Origin of the sequence: Microbacterium natoriense (genome assembly GCF_030816295.1) — a bacterium.
Taxonomy (GTDB): domain Bacteria; phylum Actinomycetota; class Actinomycetes; order Actinomycetales; family Microbacteriaceae; genus Microbacterium; species Microbacterium natoriense_A.
The window spans coordinates 2,513,917-2,531,922 of sequence record NZ_JAUSXV010000001.1; the positions used below are offsets into that span (position 1 = coordinate 2,513,917).

16 protein-coding genes are annotated in these 18,006 nt (G+C 67.9%); 9 read left to right on the forward strand and 7 right to left on the reverse strand.

Annotated elements, in window-relative coordinates; all coding sequences use genetic code 11:
- Positions 1-115: 115 nt before the first annotated feature.
- Complete coding sequence (gene smc, locus QFZ53_RS11665) at positions 116-3,661, forward strand: chromosome segregation protein SMC (RefSeq protein WP_307296554.1); 3,546 nt, start codon at positions 116-118, stop codon at positions 3,659-3,661.
- A gap of 1 nt (position 3,662) precedes the next feature.
- Here the strand turns inward: smc and QFZ53_RS11670 are convergent, their stop codons facing one another.
- Positions 3,663-4,340, reverse strand: coding sequence for an alpha/beta fold hydrolase (locus QFZ53_RS11670; protein ID WP_307296556.1), 678 nt, complete (start codon positions 4,338-4,340; stop codon positions 3,663-3,665).
- Positions 4,341-4,368: 28 nt separating this feature from the next.
- Here QFZ53_RS11670 and ftsY point away from each other — a divergent pair, with 28 nt between their 5' ends.
- Positions 4,369-5,241, forward strand: a complete 873-nt coding sequence (gene ftsY / locus QFZ53_RS11675) for a signal recognition particle-docking protein FtsY (RefSeq protein ID WP_307296558.1) — start codon at positions 4,369-4,371, stop codon at positions 5,239-5,241.
- A 44-nt stretch (positions 5,242-5,285) separates the two neighbouring features.
- Positions 5,286-5,786: a DUF2004 domain-containing protein gene (locus QFZ53_RS11680; RefSeq protein ID WP_292910059.1), complete on the forward strand. Its 501-nt coding sequence runs from the start codon at positions 5,286-5,288 to the stop codon at positions 5,784-5,786.
- 42 nt (positions 5,787-5,828) lie between these two features.
- On the opposite strand, the gene lipA is transcribed toward QFZ53_RS11680, so the two are convergent.
- Both lipA and lipB read right to left on the reverse strand, forming a co-directional pair.
- Positions 5,829-6,818, reverse strand: a complete 990-nt coding sequence (lipA, locus tag QFZ53_RS11685) for a lipoyl synthase (protein WP_292910057.1) — start codon at positions 6,816-6,818, stop codon at positions 5,829-5,831.
- Complete coding sequence (gene lipB / locus QFZ53_RS11690; RefSeq protein WP_307296565.1) at positions 6,815-7,468, reverse strand: lipoyl(octanoyl) transferase LipB; 654 nt, start codon at positions 7,466-7,468, stop codon at positions 6,815-6,817. Before lipB ends, lipA begins: the two co-directional genes overlap by 4 nt.
- A gap of 89 nt (positions 7,469-7,557) precedes the next feature.
- Here lipB and QFZ53_RS11695 point away from each other — a divergent pair, with 89 nt between their 5' ends.
- The 4 genes from QFZ53_RS11695 to ffh all read left to right on the forward strand — a co-directional run bounded on the left by QFZ53_RS11695 (position 7,558) and on the right by ffh (position 10,901).
- A complete protein-coding gene (locus tag QFZ53_RS11695; protein WP_292910053.1) occupies positions 7,558-8,142 on the forward strand; it encodes a TetR/AcrR family transcriptional regulator in 585 nt (194 codons plus the stop codon).
- 63 nt (positions 8,143-8,205) lie between these two features.
- Positions 8,206-8,838 (forward strand): hypothetical protein, encoded by a 633-nt coding sequence (locus QFZ53_RS11700; RefSeq protein ID WP_307296568.1) that lies wholly within the window; start codon positions 8,206-8,208, stop codon positions 8,836-8,838.
- Positions 8,835-9,335 carry an RNA polymerase sigma factor gene (locus QFZ53_RS11705; protein ID WP_307296569.1) on the forward strand — a complete coding sequence of 167 codons (501 nt, stop codon included), beginning with the start codon at positions 8,835-8,837 and terminating at the stop codon, positions 9,333-9,335. The genes QFZ53_RS11700 and QFZ53_RS11705 overlap by 4 nt, the downstream gene beginning before the upstream one ends.
- A gap of 12 nt (positions 9,336-9,347) precedes the next feature.
- Positions 9,348-10,901 (forward strand): signal recognition particle protein, encoded by a 1,554-nt coding sequence (ffh, locus tag QFZ53_RS11710; RefSeq protein ID WP_307296571.1) that lies wholly within the window; start codon positions 9,348-9,350, stop codon positions 10,899-10,901.
- 6 nt (positions 10,902-10,907) lie between these two features.
- On the opposite strand, the gene QFZ53_RS11715 is transcribed toward ffh, so the two are convergent.
- Positions 10,908-11,819: an EamA family transporter gene (locus QFZ53_RS11715; protein WP_307296574.1), complete on the reverse strand. Its 912-nt coding sequence runs from the start codon at positions 11,817-11,819 to the stop codon at positions 10,908-10,910.
- A 78-nt stretch (positions 11,820-11,897) separates the two neighbouring features.
- On the opposite strand from QFZ53_RS11715, the gene QFZ53_RS11720 reads away from it, so the two are divergent.
- Positions 11,898-12,782 carry a LysR family transcriptional regulator gene (locus QFZ53_RS11720; RefSeq protein WP_307296577.1) on the forward strand — a complete coding sequence of 295 codons (885 nt, stop codon included), beginning with the start codon at positions 11,898-11,900 and terminating at the stop codon, positions 12,780-12,782.
- A gap of 50 nt (positions 12,783-12,832) precedes the next feature.
- Here QFZ53_RS11720 and glpK read toward each other — a convergent pair whose 3' ends face one another.
- The 3 genes from glpK to QFZ53_RS11735 form a co-directional block, all read right to left on the reverse strand.
- Positions 12,833-14,347: a glycerol kinase GlpK gene (gene glpK / locus QFZ53_RS11725; protein WP_307296580.1), complete on the reverse strand. Its 1,515-nt coding sequence runs from the start codon at positions 14,345-14,347 to the stop codon at positions 12,833-12,835.
- A 25-nt stretch (positions 14,348-14,372) separates the two neighbouring features.
- On the reverse strand, positions 14,373-15,125 hold the full coding sequence (locus tag QFZ53_RS11730) for an MIP/aquaporin family protein (protein ID WP_307296583.1): 753 nt from the start codon (positions 15,123-15,125) through the stop codon (positions 14,373-14,375).
- A gap of 93 nt (positions 15,126-15,218) precedes the next feature.
- Positions 15,219-16,928 (reverse strand): glycerol-3-phosphate dehydrogenase/oxidase, encoded by a 1,710-nt coding sequence (locus QFZ53_RS11735; RefSeq protein WP_307296585.1) that lies wholly within the window; start codon positions 16,926-16,928, stop codon positions 15,219-15,221.
- Between the two features lie 102 nt (positions 16,929-17,030).
- Here QFZ53_RS11735 and QFZ53_RS11740 point away from each other — a divergent pair, with 102 nt between their 5' ends.
- Positions 17,031-18,002, forward strand: a complete 972-nt coding sequence (locus QFZ53_RS11740; protein WP_292908977.1) for a sugar-binding transcriptional regulator — start codon at positions 17,031-17,033, stop codon at positions 18,000-18,002.
- Positions 18,003-18,006 lie beyond the last annotated feature (4 nt).

The following is an 18,006-nucleotide window of genomic DNA, read 5'->3' on the forward strand; positions in this document are numbered from 1 at the left end:
ACCGGGCGTGTCGCCCGGCGTGTCGCGTTCGCGGGATCCCCGCGCGGGATGCTCGTCGACGAGCATGATTCCGGTAGCGTGATGGCGTGAATTCCCGAGGACGAGTGGCCCCCGCATGCATCTGAAGAGCCTGACGCTCAAGGGGTTCAAGTCGTTCGCGCAGCCGACCAGCTTCGTGTTCGAACCCGGGGTCACCTGCATCGTCGGTCCGAACGGATCAGGCAAGTCGAATGTCGTCGACGCTCTCGCCTGGGTCATGGGCGAGCAGGGTGCGAAGACGCTCCGCGGCGGCAAGATGGAAGACGTCATCTTCGCGGGGACGTCGACCCGAGGTCCTCTCGGCCGCGCCGAGGTGCAACTGACGATCGACAACGCCGACGGCGCGCTTCCGATCGACTACGCGGAGGTCACGATCAGCCGCACGCTGTTCCGCAACGGATCCAGCGAGTACGCGATCAACGGGGAGAGCTGCCGCCTGCTCGACGTGCAGGAGCTGCTGAGCGACTCCGGTCTCGGCCGCGAGATGCACGTCATCGTCGGTCAAGGGCGACTGGACACCGTGCTGCAGGCCTCGCCCGAGGACCGCCGAGGGTTCATCGAGGAGGCCGCCGGAATCCTCAAACACCGTCGGCGCAAGGAGAAGACGCTCCGCAAGCTCGACGCGATGGAGACCAACCTCACACGTCTCAGCGACCTGGCAGGAGAGATCCGCAGGCAGCTCAAGCCACTCGGGCGCCAGGCGGAGATCGCGCGCGAGGCGCAGACCATCGCTGCGGTCGTACGCGACGCGAAGGCCCGGATCTTCGCGGACGACGTCGTGGCGCTGCGCGCGGCCCTCGCCGACCACACCCGCACCGAACAGGAGCGGCACACCGAGCGCCTGGTGCTCACAGATCAGGCCGAGGCGGTGCGTGCCGGCATCGCCCGCCTCGAGCAAGAGCAGAACTCGGCGGCGGTCGATCAGGCCCGTAGCGTGACCTTCGGTCTCGAGCAGGTGCAGGAGCGGATGCGTGGGCTCTACACGCTCGCCAATCAGCGCCTCGCTCTGCTCGGCTCGGACGATGACGACGCCGCGGTCACCGCGGTCACCGTGACCCAGGCGGTCATCGACGACGCCAAGGACGAGATCGACGAGATATCCGCGGGCCTCGGCGATGCGCAGGACGCCGCGACGGCCGCGAGTCGTGAAGTCATGCACGCGCGCGCCGAGCTCGACACTCTCGACGTGGACATCGCCGAGCAGAGCGCTCTGGTCTCGGAGTACGACATGCGCCTGACGACCCTGCGCGGAACGGCCGAGGCCGCAGCATCCGCTCTCGCCGCCGTGCGCGGTGCCGTGCTGCGTCAGGAGAATGCGCTGGAGGCGGCGGACATCCGTCGCCGCGAAGCCGCTGAGGCGCTCGAATCGATCGCCGACGCGGAGGCGCCGGAGGGAACGGCTGCAGAGCACGCTGCCGCTTACGAGGCAGCCCAGCGGGCGGCGACGGCGGCCGAGACCGAGCGCGAGGCCCTGCGGGAGCGGCTGCACGCAGCAGAGCGTGAGGTCGACGCCCTCACCGCCAAGGCCGCAGCGCTCGACAGCGCGCTGGCGGTGTCGGGAGGAGCGGCCGAGATCGTCAAAGCAGGAGGACCCGGCATCCGCGGGCTCGTCGGCGACGCGGTGCAGGTGCGTGCAGGGTTCGAAGCGGCGGTCGCCGCGGTGCTGGGCCCGCTCGCCGAGGGTGTTCTGGTCGACGCGCCCTCGGATGCCTTCGCCGTCGCCGTCGAAGCTGCAGACAACCGCAGGGGAGTGGTGGACGTGGTCATCGCCTCCGCGACGCGCGCGGCCGTCGATCCGCCTGCGGTCGATGGAGTGACTCCGGCGATCGACACGGTGACAGCCCCGGACGGCGTGCTCGCGATCCTGTCTCACGTGTTGATCGCCGAGTCTCTCGACAGCGCCCGCTCGGCGCGGGCGGCCCTCGATCTGGTGGGAGACACCAGCACGACGATCGTGACGGTGGGAGGCGACGTGGTCACGGCGCAGACGCTGCGCACGGGCGCGGGCGGCGAGCGATCACGCCTCGAGCTCGCCGCGGAGCGCGACGCTGCGAAGGAGCGGCTCGCCGAGGTGCAGATCGTCGTCGATTCGCTCCGCGAGGCACGCGAGGACGCGAGTGAGCAGGTGGAGACGACCCGTCGGCTCGCGAAGGACGCCCTGCGTGCGCTGCGCGAGCACGATGCGGCCCTCGCGACCCATGCCGAACAGATCAACCGCATCACCGTCCGGCATGAGTCGGCTGTCGCGGAGTGCGAGCGGCTCGAATCGGGCCTCGCACAGGCGCAGGCCGCGGTCGCGGATGCCGAGGCGACGGCCCAGGCCGCTCGCGCCGACCTCGACCGGGCCGTCGAGGCGCCGCGACCTGTCCTCGACGCCTCAGCCCGCGATGGGCTTCTCGAGTCCCTCGAGCTCGCTCGTGAGGGCGAGGTGCGCGCCCGGCTCGAGGTGGAGACGCTGCGCGAGCGGGTGCGAGCCGCTCAGGCGCGGGTCGCGTCACTCGAGCGTCAGCGCGAGCAGGAGCGGGATGCGGCGGCCGAGGCTGCACGTCGGGCCGTGATCCGCAGGGCGCAGCGGGAAGCGGCATCCGGCGTCGCCGAGGAGCTGCCCCGCATCCTCGATTCGCTGGACCGTTCGGTCACCGAAGCGCGAGTGGCGCTGGCGGAGGCGGAGTCCGCGCGGTCAGCGCAGAACGAAGAACTCACCGCTCTCCGCGCACAGGAATCCACCCTGCGGGATCGCCTCGCCGGCCTCACCGAGAGCGTGCACGGGCTCGAGCTGCAGATCCACGAGAAGAAGCTCCATCTCACGAGTCTGCTCGAACGTGTGGCGTCCGAGCTGGCGCTCGACGAAGATATTCTCGTTGCGGAATATGGACCGGACCAGCTCGTTCCCCATGACCCGCTCACGCCCGTCGCCGAAGGAGAGCACATCGAGGGCGGCACGGTGCCGTTCGACCGTCGGGTGCAGCAGCGTCGTCTCGCCGAGGCGGAGCGCAAGCTCGCGCAGCTCGGACGAGTCAACCCGCTTGCTCTGGAGGAGTTCGCCGCGCTCGAGCAGCGGCACGCGTTCCTCACCGAACAGCTCGCCGACCTGACGCAGACCAGGCAGGATCTGCTGACGATCATCGCCGACCTCGACGAGCGCATGCAGACCATCTTTGCGAGCGCCTTCGCCGACACGAAGGAGGCATTCGGCGAGGTCTTCCCGCTGCTGTTCCCCGGGGGGTCGGGAAGCATCACCCTCACCGATCCGGACAACATGCTGACGACGGGCATCGAAGTGTCCGTGCGCCCCGTCGGCAAGAAGATCGAGCGGCTGTCGCTGTTGTCGGGTGGCGAACGGTCTCTCGCGGCCGTCGCTCTCCTCGTGGCCATCTTCAAAGCACGTCCGAGCCCGTTCTACATCCTCGACGAGGTCGAGGCCGCGCTCGACGATGCGAACCTCGGCCGCCTTCTAACGGTGTTCGAACAGCTTCGCGAGAGCTCGCAGCTGCTGGTGATCACGCATCAGAAGCGTACGATGGAGATCGCCGACGCGTTGTACGGCGTGTCGATGCGTCAAGACGGCGTCTCCGCCGTGGTCGGTCAGCGCGTCGGGGACCGCGCGGCCGCTGCGAGCTGAGTCACGCGCCGGCGAGAGACGTCTCGAACTCGGCAACGACATCGGCGAAGCCGGGGAGATCCTGCGGCCGGTGCTGGGCACCGGGGAGGATGCGGTGCACCGCGCCACGTGTCGCGATGATCTCGCCGATCACCTCGTACTCCTCGTTCCAGCCTCCGGTGACGACCAGAGTGGGGATGCCGTCGAGCATCCGCTCCCGTACTCCGTGCCCCCACGGCAGGTTCGTCGCCGCCCAGCGGGCGGCGAGCGACTGCTCGTCCTCCCAGCGCGCGGCCTCGAACGGCCCGCCGAACATGAGCGGGCGCATGATGGCCCAGAATCCGCGGAGGTCGCCGACGGCGACGCGTGCCCTGGCCTCTGTCACGATGCCAATGTGGCGCTCGACGGCAGCATGGCCGCGCGCGATGTCGTAGAGGGCGGGCTCGAGGAGCACGAGGCCCGCGACCTCGAGTCGATGAGCGGCGAGCACAGCGGGCACGGCGCCGATCGAGTGGGCGAACACCAGCAACCGCTCACCTCGGTGCTCGCTGGCCAGTTCTTCCGCCTGATCCGCGATCGAGGCGTCGGCGGGGAATGAGACGAAGATCGCGTCGGGGTCTGCGACGTGGGGCCAGGCCTCCGCACCACGTCGCCCGCCGCCGTGGATGTGGAGACGACGGAGCGCCTTTTCGCGGATCATCCCAGGATGCTACCCGTAGGCTGGAGTCATGGCGGAGAAGTCCTGGTCCCTCGGTCGCGCATTGCGCGGCATGTTCGTCAAGCCCACCATCGACGAGACCACGTGGGAAGACCTCGAGACCGCACTGATCACAGCTGACTTCGGCCCCGACATCAGCGAGCGCGTCGTCGAGGAGCTGCGCGAGAAGGTGGAGCGCTACCGGACCACTGATCCCAAGGATCTCCAGCGGATGCTCCGCGAGACCCTCGAAGAGCACTTCGCCAAGTTCGACACGACTCTCAAACTCACCGAGCGCCCTGCTGTCGTGCTGGTCGTCGGCGTGAACGGCGTCGGCAAGACGACCACGATCGGGAAGTTCACGAAGTTCCTCCGGGGCTATCAGCGCAGCGTCGTCGTCGGCGCGGCCGACACCTTCCGCGCGGCCGCCGTCGATCAGCTCGCCACCTGGGCGCAGCGCGGCGGAGCCGCGATCGTGCGCCCGCAGCAGGAAGGGCAGGATCCGGCATCCGTCGCCTTCCAGACCGTCGAGTTCGCGAAGAACCAGGGGATCGAGATCGCGATCATCGACACCGCTGGTCGCCTTCACACCAAGGGCGGACTGATGGATGAGCTTTCGAAGATCCGTCGTGTGATCGAGAAGCAGGCTCCCATCAGCGAAGTCCTGCTCGTTCTCGACGCGACCACCGGCCAGAACGGCGTCATGCAGGCCGAGTCCTTCCTCGAGCACGCCGGGGTCACCGGGCTCGTGCTCACGAAGCTCGACGGCTCCGCCAAGGGCGGCTTCGTGCTTGCCGTACAGGAGCGCACCGGCATCCCCGTCAAGCTCCTCGGTCAGGGTGAGGGGATCGATGATCTGACCGGTTTCACCCCCCATGTCTTCGTCCAGTCGCTGGTTGGCTGAGGACAGGACTACCGTCGCGGACGAGAGGCTGGTTTCATAGCGTTATGGCGATCGAACACGACTACTTCGGACTTCTGTCCTCGGGTCCCGACGGCTCGATCTTCTGGTCGGAGACGATCGAACTCGGCGACCAGAGCGTGACCGTCGACCTCACGGCTCCCGACCAGGACGACGTGTCCGCCGACGCGCTCGACATCGCCGCCTCGCTGATCGCCGGGCTCGAGAGCGTCGACGCGACAGCCCGCCGAAGCATGCTCGCCGAGGTCGACGATCGCACCAGCGAGGTGACCGAGTACATCCTCCAGCAGCAGGAGACGTTCGGTGAAGACCTCGAGGAGGTTCTGGTCGACGTGAGCGGCGACGCGGCCGTCGACATCATCCGCTCGCTGCGTCTGATGAGCATGACGATCCTCGCGGACGAGCACGGAGGATCCGAGCCGTTCGCCGTGCTCGAGTACGCGCTCGACGACAGCTCCACCGACGACGTCCTGCTCGTGAACCTCGGCTCCGACGGCGGCGTGCAGTCGGTCATGAGCGGCGACTGAGTTCGCAGGCTTCCCGTCTCTCCGAGAGACGAGAAGCCCTCGTCACACGGCCTGTGCGAAGCCCAGATCCGCGCTCTCAGCGATGTGGGCGAGGTGCGGAGGGATCTCCCGGCCCTTCGACGCCATCGACTGAGCCCACAGCCGCCCCGCGCGGTAGGACGAGCGCACCAGCGGTCCTGCGAGCACGCCGAGGAAGCCGATCCGCTCGGCCTCTTCCTTGAACTCGACGAACTCGTCTGGCTTGACCCAGCGGGCCACGGGCAGGTGTCGGGGCGAGGGCCGCAGATACTGCGTGATCGTGATGATGTCGCACCCGGCGTCGTGCAGGTCGTGCAGAGCCTGCACGACCTCTTCCGGCTCCTCGCCCATGCCGAGGATCAGGTTGGACTTCGTGATGAGACCGGCATCCCTGGCCTGCGTGATCACGTCGAGGGAGCGCTCGTAGCGGAAGGCCGGACGGATGCGCTTGAAGATGCGCGGAACCGTCTCGACGTTGTGCGCGAACACTTCGGGGCGAGCATCGAAGACCTCGCTCAGCAGTGCCGGGTCGCCGTTGAAGTCTGTCGCGAGCAATTCGACGCCGGTGTTCGGATTCATCGCGTGGATCTGCCGGATCGTCTCGGCATTCAGCCAGGCTCCGCCGTCGGGTAGGTCGTCACGGGCGACACAGGTCACCGTGGCGTATCGCAGGTTCATGCGCACCACGCTCTCCGCGACGCGACGGGGCTCATCCGTGTCGTAGTCTGCAGGCTTGCCGGTGTCGATCTGGCAGAAGTCGCAGCGCCGTGTGCACTGTGAGCCGCCGATGAGGAACGTGGCTTCGCGATCCTCCCAGCACTCGAAGATGTTGGGGCAACCCGCTTCCTGGCACACGGTGTGCAGATCCTCGCTCTTCACGAGCGAGTGCAGTGCAGTGTATTCGGGCCCCATCTTGGCCTTGGTCTTGATCCACTCGGGCTTGCGCTCGATGGGCGTCTCGGCGTTGCGGATCTCCAGACGGAGAAGCTTGCGGCCCTCGGGGACGGCGGTCATGCGGGGACTCCTGTGTACTCGGCGGATGCGTATTCGTCTGTGAAGGCGTTGATCACCCCGGCGACGATGTCGCCGGGGGAGACGGCGGCGCCGATCACCTCGCTCACCGTGGTGACGCCGGCGTCCGTGATCCCGCAGGGGATGATGCCGCGGAAGCCCGCCAGCGTGTTGTCGCAGTTGATGGCGAAGCCGTGCATCGTGACGCCCTGCTGCACCCGGACGCCGATCGCGGCCACCTTGTCCTCGGACAGAGGACGGCGCACCCACACGCCGCTGCGTCCCTCGACCTGATAGCCGTCGACCCCCAGCGGGCAGAGCACGTCGATCAGCAGACGCTCGAGGCGGCGGACATGCGCGACCACGTCCATCGGCTCGGGGAGGCGCACGATCGGATAGCCGACCAGCTGTCCGGGTCCGTGCCAGGTGATCTTGCCGCCGCGGTCGACGTCGACCACGGGAGTCCCGTCCTGCGGGCGCTCATGGTCCTCCGTGCGCTTTCCGGCGGTGTACACGGCCTCGTGCTCGAGGAGGATCAGCGTATCGGGTCGTGTGCCCGTGACCACGTCAGCATGGACACGGCGCTGGAGCTCCCAGCCGTCGAGGTACGGAACGTATTCCGGTGCGAGTCCCGGGGTGAGGATGTCGAGCATGCGTGTCCGCCCTCTCGAAGCTAGTTGGATTGCGTCCAACAATACTCCTCCCGCGAACGGTGGTGCCCGACGCGCGGTAGCGTGAGGAGATGAGCAGCGGGAGCAGGGCCGGACGCCCCAGAGCGTCATCGCGCGAGACGCTCGCCGAGGCGGCGTGCGAGCTGTTCCTCGAGCGGGGCTACGACGCCACCTCGGTGGCTGACATCACCCAGCGGGCGGGCGTCAGCCGATCGAGCTTCTTCAACTACTTCTCCTCGAAGAGCGATGTGCTCTGGTCGGGACTCGACGCGCGGATCGCCCGCGCCGCCGATGCCTTGTCCGCCATGGAGGGCAGCGGCGACGGGGGATCGGTGCGCGCGACACTGCGCGAGATCGTCCACGACTTCGCGCCCGACCCGCTCGCCCTCGCCTTGCGGAATCGTTCGGCGATGGGGCTGGACGAGGAACTGGTGAGAGACACCGGGGTGCGTCAGGCGCGGCTCGCCTCAGCCATCTCGGACGCGGCGAGAGCCGCAGGCATGGGCGTGATCCACTCCGACATCATCGGTGCGGCGTACGCCGCCGCGCTGTTCTCGTCGCTGCGCGTCTGGGCCGAGCACGGTGCGGGGTTCGGCGCACCCGAGACCACGCTCGACGGCGCGTTGCGCGGAATCGACGATCTGCGCTGGGCATAGCGGCGGACATCCGGCGCTATGCCGGACAGGTCATGAGTGAACCCACCCAGAAGGGAACTGCTCATGGACACTGAACAGCTCGACGGCCTGCTGAACGCATCGGCGCCTGTCGCTCGCGTGATCGATCAGGTCGACGTACGGGCGATGGTGGCGGATGCCGCGGCTGAGGTTCGGGTGCCGAGGCGGCGCCGGCGCAACGTCGCGCTCGGCAGCCTGCTAGGCCTCCTGCTCGTCGGGGGCGCAGGATTCGCCGGTGCATCGTCGGACTGGCTGTGGGGTGACGGGTTGGAGAACCCCGACCGCAGCTATACCTACACGTCGCCGACATGGGGCCAGTGCGAGCTGCGGTACAGCGGCTACGACACCCACAACCTGTTCATCCAGGCCGACGTGAACCGGATCATCGATGAGTGGTTCGCGAACAACGATGTCGAGGCGGCCGCCGCTCCCTTCGTCGACGGATACCTTGCGCAGATCGAGGCAGGCCAGGCCGTAACGGGCGACGAGGGGAGCAGCGACCCGCGCCTTCCCGATCTGAACGCGTGGCTCGCCCATGACCAGGCACTTGGTGAAGCCCTGGGGAACGCGCTGAAGGCACATGGCTACGACAGCGAGAACGGACTTTCCGGAGCAGAGGCGCACAGCCAGCTTCACTGCGAGGGCGAGGATTGGGGCGGAGAGGGTGGCGAGCAATGACCACCGATTCCGCCCGTCTCACGGCGGTGGTCGAGGCGAACGCATCCGACCTCCTCGCGTATCTCGCGCGTCGGGTCGGACCGGACGACGCCCCCGACCTGCTCGGAGAGACGATGGTCGTCGCCTGGCGCAGGGTGAGCGATCTTCCGTCGGAGGCGGAGCACGCGCGCATGTGGCTGTTCGGCATCGCGAGAGGAACCTTGCTCAACCACGCTCGCGGTCAGCGTCGGCGCTGGGCTCTGGCCGACCGCATCCGCCTCGAACCGACGGCTGACCGATCAGGACCGTCCGCGGATGCTGGCGCCGAGGTCCGTGACGCGATCGCCCGTCTGGATTCCGAGCAGGCGGAGCTGGTGCGACTCGTGCACTGGGACGGCTTCACCCTCGCAGAAGCGGCCGAGCTGCTCGGCATCCCCGCATCCACCGCTCGGGGCCGTCACCAGCGGGCGAAAGACGAGCTCCGCGCCGCGCTGAGCATCGAGGTTCCGCTCGCGTAGAATCGAAGCACCATGGCTACGTTTGGCACGCTCTCCGATCGGCTCACTGAGACCTTCCGCAACCTGCGCACGAAGGGAAAGCTCACCGCCGCCGACGTCGACGGCACCGTGCGCGAGATCCGTCGCGCACTGCTCGACGCCGACGTCGCGCTGGTCGTCGTCAAGGACTTCACGGCGAAGGTGCGCGAGCGCGCGCTCGGCGATGAGGTCAACAAGGCGTTGAACCCGGCGCAGCAGGTCGTGCAGATCGTCAACGAGGAACTGGTCGCGATCCTCGGCGGCGAGCAGCGCCGTCTGCAGTTCGCGAAGACTGCGCCGACCGTGATCATGCTCGCGGGTCTCCAGGGCTCCGGCAAGACGACCTTCGCCGGCAAGCTGGCCAAGCAGCTCGAGGGAGAAGGGCACACGCCGCTGCTCGTCGCCGCCGACCTGCAGCGCCCCAACGCCGTGAACCAGCTGCAGGTCGTCGCCGAGCAGGCCGGCGCCACCGTGTACGCGCCCGAGCCGGGCAACGGCATCGGCGACCCGGTGAAGGTCTCGCGCGACGGCGTCGAGCACGCGCGCCGTCACCAGCACGACGTGGTCATCATCGACACCGCGGGTCGCCTCGGTGTCGACGCCGAGCTCATGAAGCAGGCCGCCGACATCCGCAAGGCCGTCGAGCCAGACGAGGTCTTGTTCGTCATCGACGCCATGATCGGTCAAGATGCCGTGAACACGGCGAAGGCCTTCCAGGAGGGCGTCGACTTCACCGGTGTCGTCCTGTCGAAGCTCGATGGCGATGCGCGCGGTGGCGCCGCGCTGTCGGTCGCGTCGATCACCGGACGCCCGATCATCTTCGCTTCAACGGGCGAGCGTCTCGAGGACCTCGAGCCGTTCCACCCGGATCGCATGGCGAGCCGCATCCTCGACCTCGGCGACATCCTCACCCTCATCGAGCAGGCCCAACAGGCCTTCGACGAGGAGGAGGCCATGAAGATGGCCGAGAAGCTCGCAACCGAGGCCTTCACCCTCGAAGACTTCCTCGACCAGCTTCAGCAGATGAAGAAGATGGGCTCGATGAAGAAGATGCTCGGGATGCTCCCGGGCATGGGGCAGATGAAGCAGCAGCTCGAGGACTTCGACGAGAAGGAGATCGATCGCACCGAGGCGATCATCCGCTCCATGACCCCAGGCGAGCGGCGCAACCCGAAGGTTCTCAACGGCTCTCGTCGGCTGCGGATCGCCCGTGGTTCGGGCATGACCGTCACCGACGTGAACCAGCTCGTGCAGCGCTTCGAGCAGGCCGCGAAGATGATGAAGACGGTGGCGCGCGGCGGCACGCCGAATCTTCCTGGAATGGGCCCCGTGCCCGGGATGGGACGCCCCGGCGCCTCGTCGAAGCGAGGTAAGAAGGGCAAGTCGAAGAGCGTCTCGCGGTCGGGCAACCCGGCGAAGCGGGCAGCCGAGAACGCCGGCCTCGCTGCTCCGTCGACACCCACGGGCTCCGGCTTCGGCCTCGGCGGCCGGAAGGCGCCGTCCGAAGCCGATCTCGCCGAGATCCAGAAGCTCTTCGGAAAGAGCTGAGACCGCTCAGCGACGGATCGTCGCGGCGGCCTCGGCGAGGTCCGTCACGGGCGGGACGACCCCCTTCGGGCGAGTGACGAGCTGACCCGCGACGAGGGCGCCGAGTACCAGCAGCAAGCCGACCACCTGGACGGGAGCGAACGTCTCGCCGGCAACAGCCGCGCCGAGAATCGTCGCGACGACAGGGGAGAGCAGCGCGAGCAGCCCGGGGGCGATCACGGGGAGTTGCTGGATGCCGCGGAACCACAGCGTGTAGGCGAGGAGTCCGCCCACCGTGCCCAGCCACAGGTAGCCCGCGGCCGCCGCGCCGTCGATCTCGGGCGGTGCTCCTTCCAACAGGAGGGTGAGCGGGAGCAGGAACAATCCCCCGGCCGTGAGCTGCCAACCTGCGTAGGCCACAGGGCCGACGCCGACGGGGCGGCCCCATCGCTTCGTGAGGATCATGCCGAATGCCGTAGCCGTCACGCCGCCCAGCGCGGCGAGGATGCCGAGGACGTCGAGCTGCGCGGCCGGCCCCAGCACGACGAGGGCCACGCCCCCGGCGCCGACCACGGCGGCCGTCGCGGTCAGGGGGCGAATCCGTTCGTGCAGCACGAGCGTGCCCAGCATCAGGATGATGAGCGGCTGCACGCCGGCGACGGCAGCGGCGACGCCACCGGGAAGGCGCTCAGCGGCGAGGAAGAGCAGGGGGAAGAACGCGCCGATGTTCAGGATGCCGAGCACGAGTGCTTTGATCCACCAGGAGCCGCGGGGGAGCGACCGGCCGATGGCGATCGCGATGAGCCCTGCAGGCAGCGCGCGGAGCAGTCCGGCAAGCAGCGGGTGCCCCGCGGGAAGCAGCTCGGTGGTGACGAGATAGGTGGTGCCCCATGCCATCGGGGCGATGGCGGTGAGGAACACAGTGGCCAGTCGATTCATGGTTCCAGCGTGCTCGTTTCCGGACCATGAGTCCAAGGCATAGTTGTCACAGTATCCATGAAGCGGAATCATGGACAGATGGATCTTCAGCAGATGCGATATGTGGTCGAGGTCGCCGAGACATCGAGCTTCACCCGCGCGGCCGAGCGCTGCTTCGTGACCCAGTCGGCGCTGAGCCACCAGATCGCTGCTCTCGAGCGGGAGATCGGCGAGCGGCTGTTCGCACGTACCAGCAGAAGCGTGCGCCTGACCGAAGCAGGCGAGGCGTTCGCCGCGCAGGCGCGCATCGCCCTGGCGGCGGCGGAGGCGGCGAGAGAAGATGCTGCGGCAGCCGGTGGTCAGGTGATCGGCACGCTGCGGCTCGGGGTGATCCCGACCGTCGCGGCCGTCGACGTTCCATCGCTCATCGCGCGCTTCAGGGCGCAGCATCCGTCCGTGCGCGTGGAACTCGCCGTCGGCAACAGCGACGCGTTGACCGCCTCGGTGCGCAACGGTGAACTCGACGTCGCTCTTCTGGGGCTGCGAGAGGACAGCAGCGCGACCGGGGTCTCGCAGCGGATGCTGGCGCGGGAGCAACTGGTCGCCGCGGTACCTCGTGCGCACCGTCTGGCGGAGCGTCGCCGTCTCGAGCTGTCCGATCTCGCGGGTGAGGTGTTCGCAGACTTCCCGGCGGGGACGTCTGGCCGTGCTCAGAGCGACATCGCGTTCGGCCATGCGGGTGTCGGGCGCGACGTCGCCTTCGAGGCCGCGTCGGCGGAGCTGATCCTGGGGCTCGTCGGCGCAGGGCTCGCCGTGACTCTGCTGGCGCCGGGGGTCGTGGCCCGGTCACAGGCGGATGTGGTGTCGATCGCGGTCGTCGACGGACCGTACCGCGTGGAGTACGCGGCATGGCACGAGCGGTCGCCGCGCAACGTGGCCAAGGCATTCCTGAACGAACTGGACGGAGTGCTGGCTGGAACGTGAGAGGGCGGGTCCGGAGAACTCTCCGGACCCGCCCTCTCAGCGATCTGCGATCACTTCACGTCGTCGTCGACCCAGTCCATCGACTTGGAGACGGCCTTGCGCCACAGACGCAGCTGACGATCGCGCTCGGCGGCTTCCATCGACGGCTCCCAGCGCTTGTCCTCCTGCCAGTTCGCGGACAGGTCGTCGAGGCCGTTCCAGAAACCGACCGCGAGGCCCGCGGCGTAGGCGGCTCCGAGAGCAGTCGTCTCGGCGACCACCGGTCGGACCACAGGAACGCCGAGGACGTCGGCCTGGAACTGCATCAGGGCGTCGTTCGCGACCATGCCGCCGTCGACCTTGAGCTCGGTGAGGTCCACACCGGCATCCGCATTCACCGCGTCGAGGACGTCGCGGGTCTGGAAGGCGACGGCCTCGAGCGCGGCGCGCGCGATGTGGTTCTTGTTCGCGTACCGGGTGAGTCCGACGATCGCACCACGTGCGTCGGGGCGCCAGTAAGGAGCGAACAGACCCGAGAACGCCGGGACGATGTAGACGCCGCCGTTGTCCTCGACCTGCTTCGCCAGCTCCTCCACCTCGGGGGCGGAGCTGATGATGCCGAGCTGGTCGCGCAGCCACTGGATGAGCGAACCGGTCACCGCGATCGAACCTTCGAGCGCGTAGTGGGTCGGTCCGTCGCCGAGCTTGTAGCCGACGGTGGTAAGCAGCCCGTTCTTCGAGTGGACGATCTCCTCGCCTGTGTTGAAGATGAGGAAGCAGCCCGTGCCGTAGGTGTTCTTGCTCTCGCCGGTGTTGAACGCCGCCTGGCCGAACGTCGCCGCCTGCTGGTCGCCGAGGATGCCGGCGATCGGCGTCTCGCGCAGCAGCGAGGAGTCCTCCGCTGCGCCGTAGACCTCGGACGAGGAGCGGATCTCAGGCATCATCGAGCGCGGGACCCCGAACGCCTCGAGGATGTCGTCGCGCCACTCGAGCGTCTCGAGGTCCATGAACATGGTCCGCGAGGCGTTGGTCACATCGGTCGCGTGCACGCCTCCGTCGACACCGCCGGTGAGGTTCCAGAGGACCCAGCAGTCGGTGGTGCCGAACAGCAGGTTCCCGGCCTCGGCCTTCTCGCGTGCGCCGTCGACGTTCTCGAGGATCCACGCGATCTTCGTGCCGGAGAAGTAGGTGGCGAGGGGAAGCCCGACGACCTGCTTGAACCGCTCGACACCGCCGTCGGCGGCAAGGCGGTCGACGATGCCCTGCGTGCGGGTGTCCTGCCACACGATCGCGTTGTAGACGGGTTCACCAGTGGTCTTGTCCCACACGACGGCGGTCTCGCGCTGGTTCGTGATTCCGACCGCGGCGATGTCGTGACGGGTGAGGTCGGCGCGGCTCAGCGCGAGTCCGATGACCTCCTGGACGTTGCGCCAGATCTCGGCCGCGTCGTGCTCGACCCAGCCGGCCTGCGGCAGGATCTGCTCGTGCTCCTTCTGGCCCGTTGCGACGATGCTGCCCTTCTTGTCGAAGATGATCGCGCGGCTGGAGGTGGTTCCCTGGTCGATGGCGATGATGTAGTCAGCCATGGTTGTTCTCCTTTGAATTCAGGGGTCAGGCGAGGTGGAGCAGGACGGGGGCCGCGAGAGCGGCGATCGCTCCACCGATGAGGGGACCGACGACCGGAACCCACGCGTACGACCAGTCGCTGGATCCCTTGCCCTTGATCGGGAGGATGGCGTGGGCGATGCGCGGACCGAGGTCGCGGGCGGGGTTGATCGCGTAGCCGGTGGGGCCACCGAGCGAAGCGCCGATGCCGACCACGAGGAGGGCGACCGGGAGTGCCGTGAGCGGGCCGAGGCCTCCAGGCGTTCCCACCTCGATGTCACCGTAGTCGGCGAAGGCGAAGATGCCGAAGACCAGCACGAAGGTGCCGATGACCTCGGTCACGAGGTTCCAGCCGTAGGACCGGATGGCAGGACCGGTCGAGAACACGCCGAGCTTGTTCGCCGCCTCGGGCTCCTCATCGAAGTGCTGCTTGTAGCCGAGCCACACGATGATCGCACCGAGGATCGCACCGAGCAGTTCGGCGCCTGCGGCGGTGGCGAACATGGCGAAGTCGATCTTGCCGGCGATCAGGAGGCCGATGCCGACGGCGGGGTTCAGGATGGCGCCCGAGTAGGCCGAGACGAGAACACCCGCGAACACCGCGAGGCCCCATCCCCAGTTCACCATCAGGAAGCCTCCGCCGAAGCCCTTGTTCTTCGTGAGCGCGACGTTGGCGACGACTCCACATCCCAGGATGATGAGCATCGCCGTTCCGACGAGCTCAGACAGGAAGTAGAGACCGAGATTCACATCAGTCATGTCTTCATTGACCTTTCTTGAGCGGCAGGGCCCCTCAGCCCTGCCGCGTTTCGATGGAGTTCACGTCGCAGAGGAGGGCGACGTTCGGAGTCGTCAGCCGCGAGCGCGGGACGAGATGTTCAGGCCGTGTCGTTCGTTCAACAGGTTCCGTGTCTGCTCGATCTCGGCGTCGTGGCGATCACGGTCCCAGCCGAGCAGCGGAGCGAGAGCGTCGCCGATCTCGTCGAGCACCTCGGCGCTCGCGTTGCCTGTGAAGGCGATGCTCGTGCGACGCAGGATCACATCCTCCAGTCGGGCCACGAGTTCGTTCTGCACCATCCACTCGAGCTCGCGCGTCGAGAGGTCACCGCCGGCCAGCGGCGTATCAGCACCCTGTTCGATGTACTCCCAGACCTGCGCGGCACGCGTGCCGTAACGGGAGAGCAGGGAGTCTGCGCGATCGCCCGCGCCGGCCAGGTTCTCCTGGATCCAGATGCGGCGGGCCTTCTCGGTGCGGGGGAAGTCACGGCCGCCGCCGATCGCGCGACCGGCCGTGGAGACCGTGCGGGTGCGCCGGATGAGGCCGAGGACCACATCGGAGAGCGACTCGCCCAGTGCGCGGAACGTCGTCCATTTGCCGCCGACGAGGCTGACGAGCGGCACGGCGCCCTTGTCGTCGACCTCGATGCGGTAGTCACGGGAGACGAAGCCGGGAGCTGTGTCCTCGTGGCGCGGAAGCGGACGGATGCCCGAGAAGTTGTAGACGATCTGATCGCGCGACACAGCGATCTGCGGGAACACGTGGTGGATGAGTTCGAAGAAGTAGTCGACCTCCTCGTCCGTGCACACGGGGACCTCGCGCGGGTCGGCGTCGATGTCGGTCGTGCCGACGAGCACCCGGCCCTTGAGGGGGTAGATCAGCACGATGCGGCCGTCGGAGTGCTCGAAGAAGATCTCGCGGCCGCGGGTGGCTTCGAGGAGTTCCGGGTGGTCGAGCACGATGTGCGAGCCCTTGGTGCCTCCCATGAAGCGTGTGATCTCGCCGAGTGCGTCGTTGGTGAGGTCCGTCCACGGGCCGGAGGCGTTCACGACCACGTCGGAGGCGACGGCGAACTCGGTGCCGCTCTCGCGGTCGCGCAGCAGAACCTTGTCACCGTCGCGGCCGATGGCCTCGACGTAGTTGAGTGCGATGGCACCCGGGTGCGCAGCGCGACCGTCTTGCAGCACGTCCAGCGCGAGGCGCTCGGGGTCGTGCATCGAGGCGTCGTAGTAGGTCGCCGTGTACTTGATGTTCGGGTCGAGCGCCGGCAGCTCGGCGAGGGACTTCTTTCGTCCGAGGAACCGATGACGCGGAACCATACCGCCGTCGCGCGAGAACGTGTCGTAGATCGTCAGGCCGACCTTGATGAGGAATGCGCCGCGCTCCTGGGGCTTGCCGCTCTTGTGCGTCAGGAAGCGCAGGGGAGCGGACAGGATGCCCGAGAACGTCGAGTAGATCGGGATCGTGGTCTGCAGCGGCTTGACGTAGTGCGGAGCGATCTTCAGAAGGCCGTTGCGTTCCTCGACCGATTCGCGAACGAGCCGGAACTCGCCGTTCTCGAGGTAGCGGATGCCGCCGTGGATCATGTGGCTCGACGCCGACGACGCGCCGGAGGCGAAGTCGCCGCGTTCCACGAGCACGACGTCGACGCCCTGGAGCGCCAGGTCGCGGAACGTCGAGATGCCGTTGATCCCGGCCCCGATGACAAGGACGCTCGTGCGTCCGGCTTCGCGGACTGCGCGAACCTCGTCGCGCTCCGCTGATGAGTGTGTCGACTCGATCATCCTCGACCCTTCTTCTCTTCTTGCCCCCAGCATTTACCCAGCCGGGCACAGCGCGCAAGCCCACTGCACATATGTGCAAGGATCGAACTCCAGGAGGTCATGATGGCGAAGACGGAGGCGCAATCCCGCGACTCGAAGCTGGTCGCGGCGCTCACCGCGGCGCAGCTCTACTACATGCAGGACAAGACGATGGAGGTGATCGCGCAGGAGCTCGGGACGTCGCGATCGTCCGTGTCGCGGCTGCTCAGCTTCGCCAGGGAGAGCGGACTGGTCGACATCCGGATCAACTCACCGCTGGAGCGGCTCGGAATGCTGGAGCAGCGCATCCGCGATCGTCATCACGTCGCGGCGCACGTCGTCCCGATGCCCGAGATCGTCAGCGAGGTGGAGCGTCTGGAGCGCGTCGCCCTCACCGCAGGTCGCCTGCTCTCGCAGTTCGTGGACTCCAACATGATCGTCGGCGTCGCGTGGGGATCGACGATCAGTGCGGTGAGCCGCGGGCTCACGCAGAAGGAGACCCACAACACCACATTCGTGCAGCTCAACGGCGCCGGCAACACGCAGACCAGCGGCGTCGAGTATTCGAGCGACATCCTGCAGCGCTTCGGCAGCGCCTTCGGCGCGCAGGTGCAGCAGTTCCCCGTACCTGCGTTCTTCGACGATCCGCATACGCGGGAGGCGATGTGGCGTGAACGCAGCACTCGGCGCGTGCTCGATCTTCAGGCGAAGATGGACATCGCCGTGTTCAGTCTCGGATCTCCGGCCGCGGAAGTTCCCAGCCGGGTGTACGTCGGCGGCTATCTCAGCCGCGATGACTACCGGAGCCTTCGCGAGGACAACGCGATCGGCGATGTCGCGACCGTGTTCTTCCGGGCGGACGGGTCGTGGAGGGACATCCGCGTGAACGCCCGGGCCACGGGCCCGGGACTCGACCGGCTGCGGCGCGTTCCGCGGCGCGTGTGCGTGGTGTCGGGGATCCCGAAGCTGATCAGCCTGCGGTCGGCCATCGCCGCGGACCTGGTCACCGATGTCGTGCTCGACGAAGGCCTCGCGAGGCGTCTCGTCGACGACTGACGCG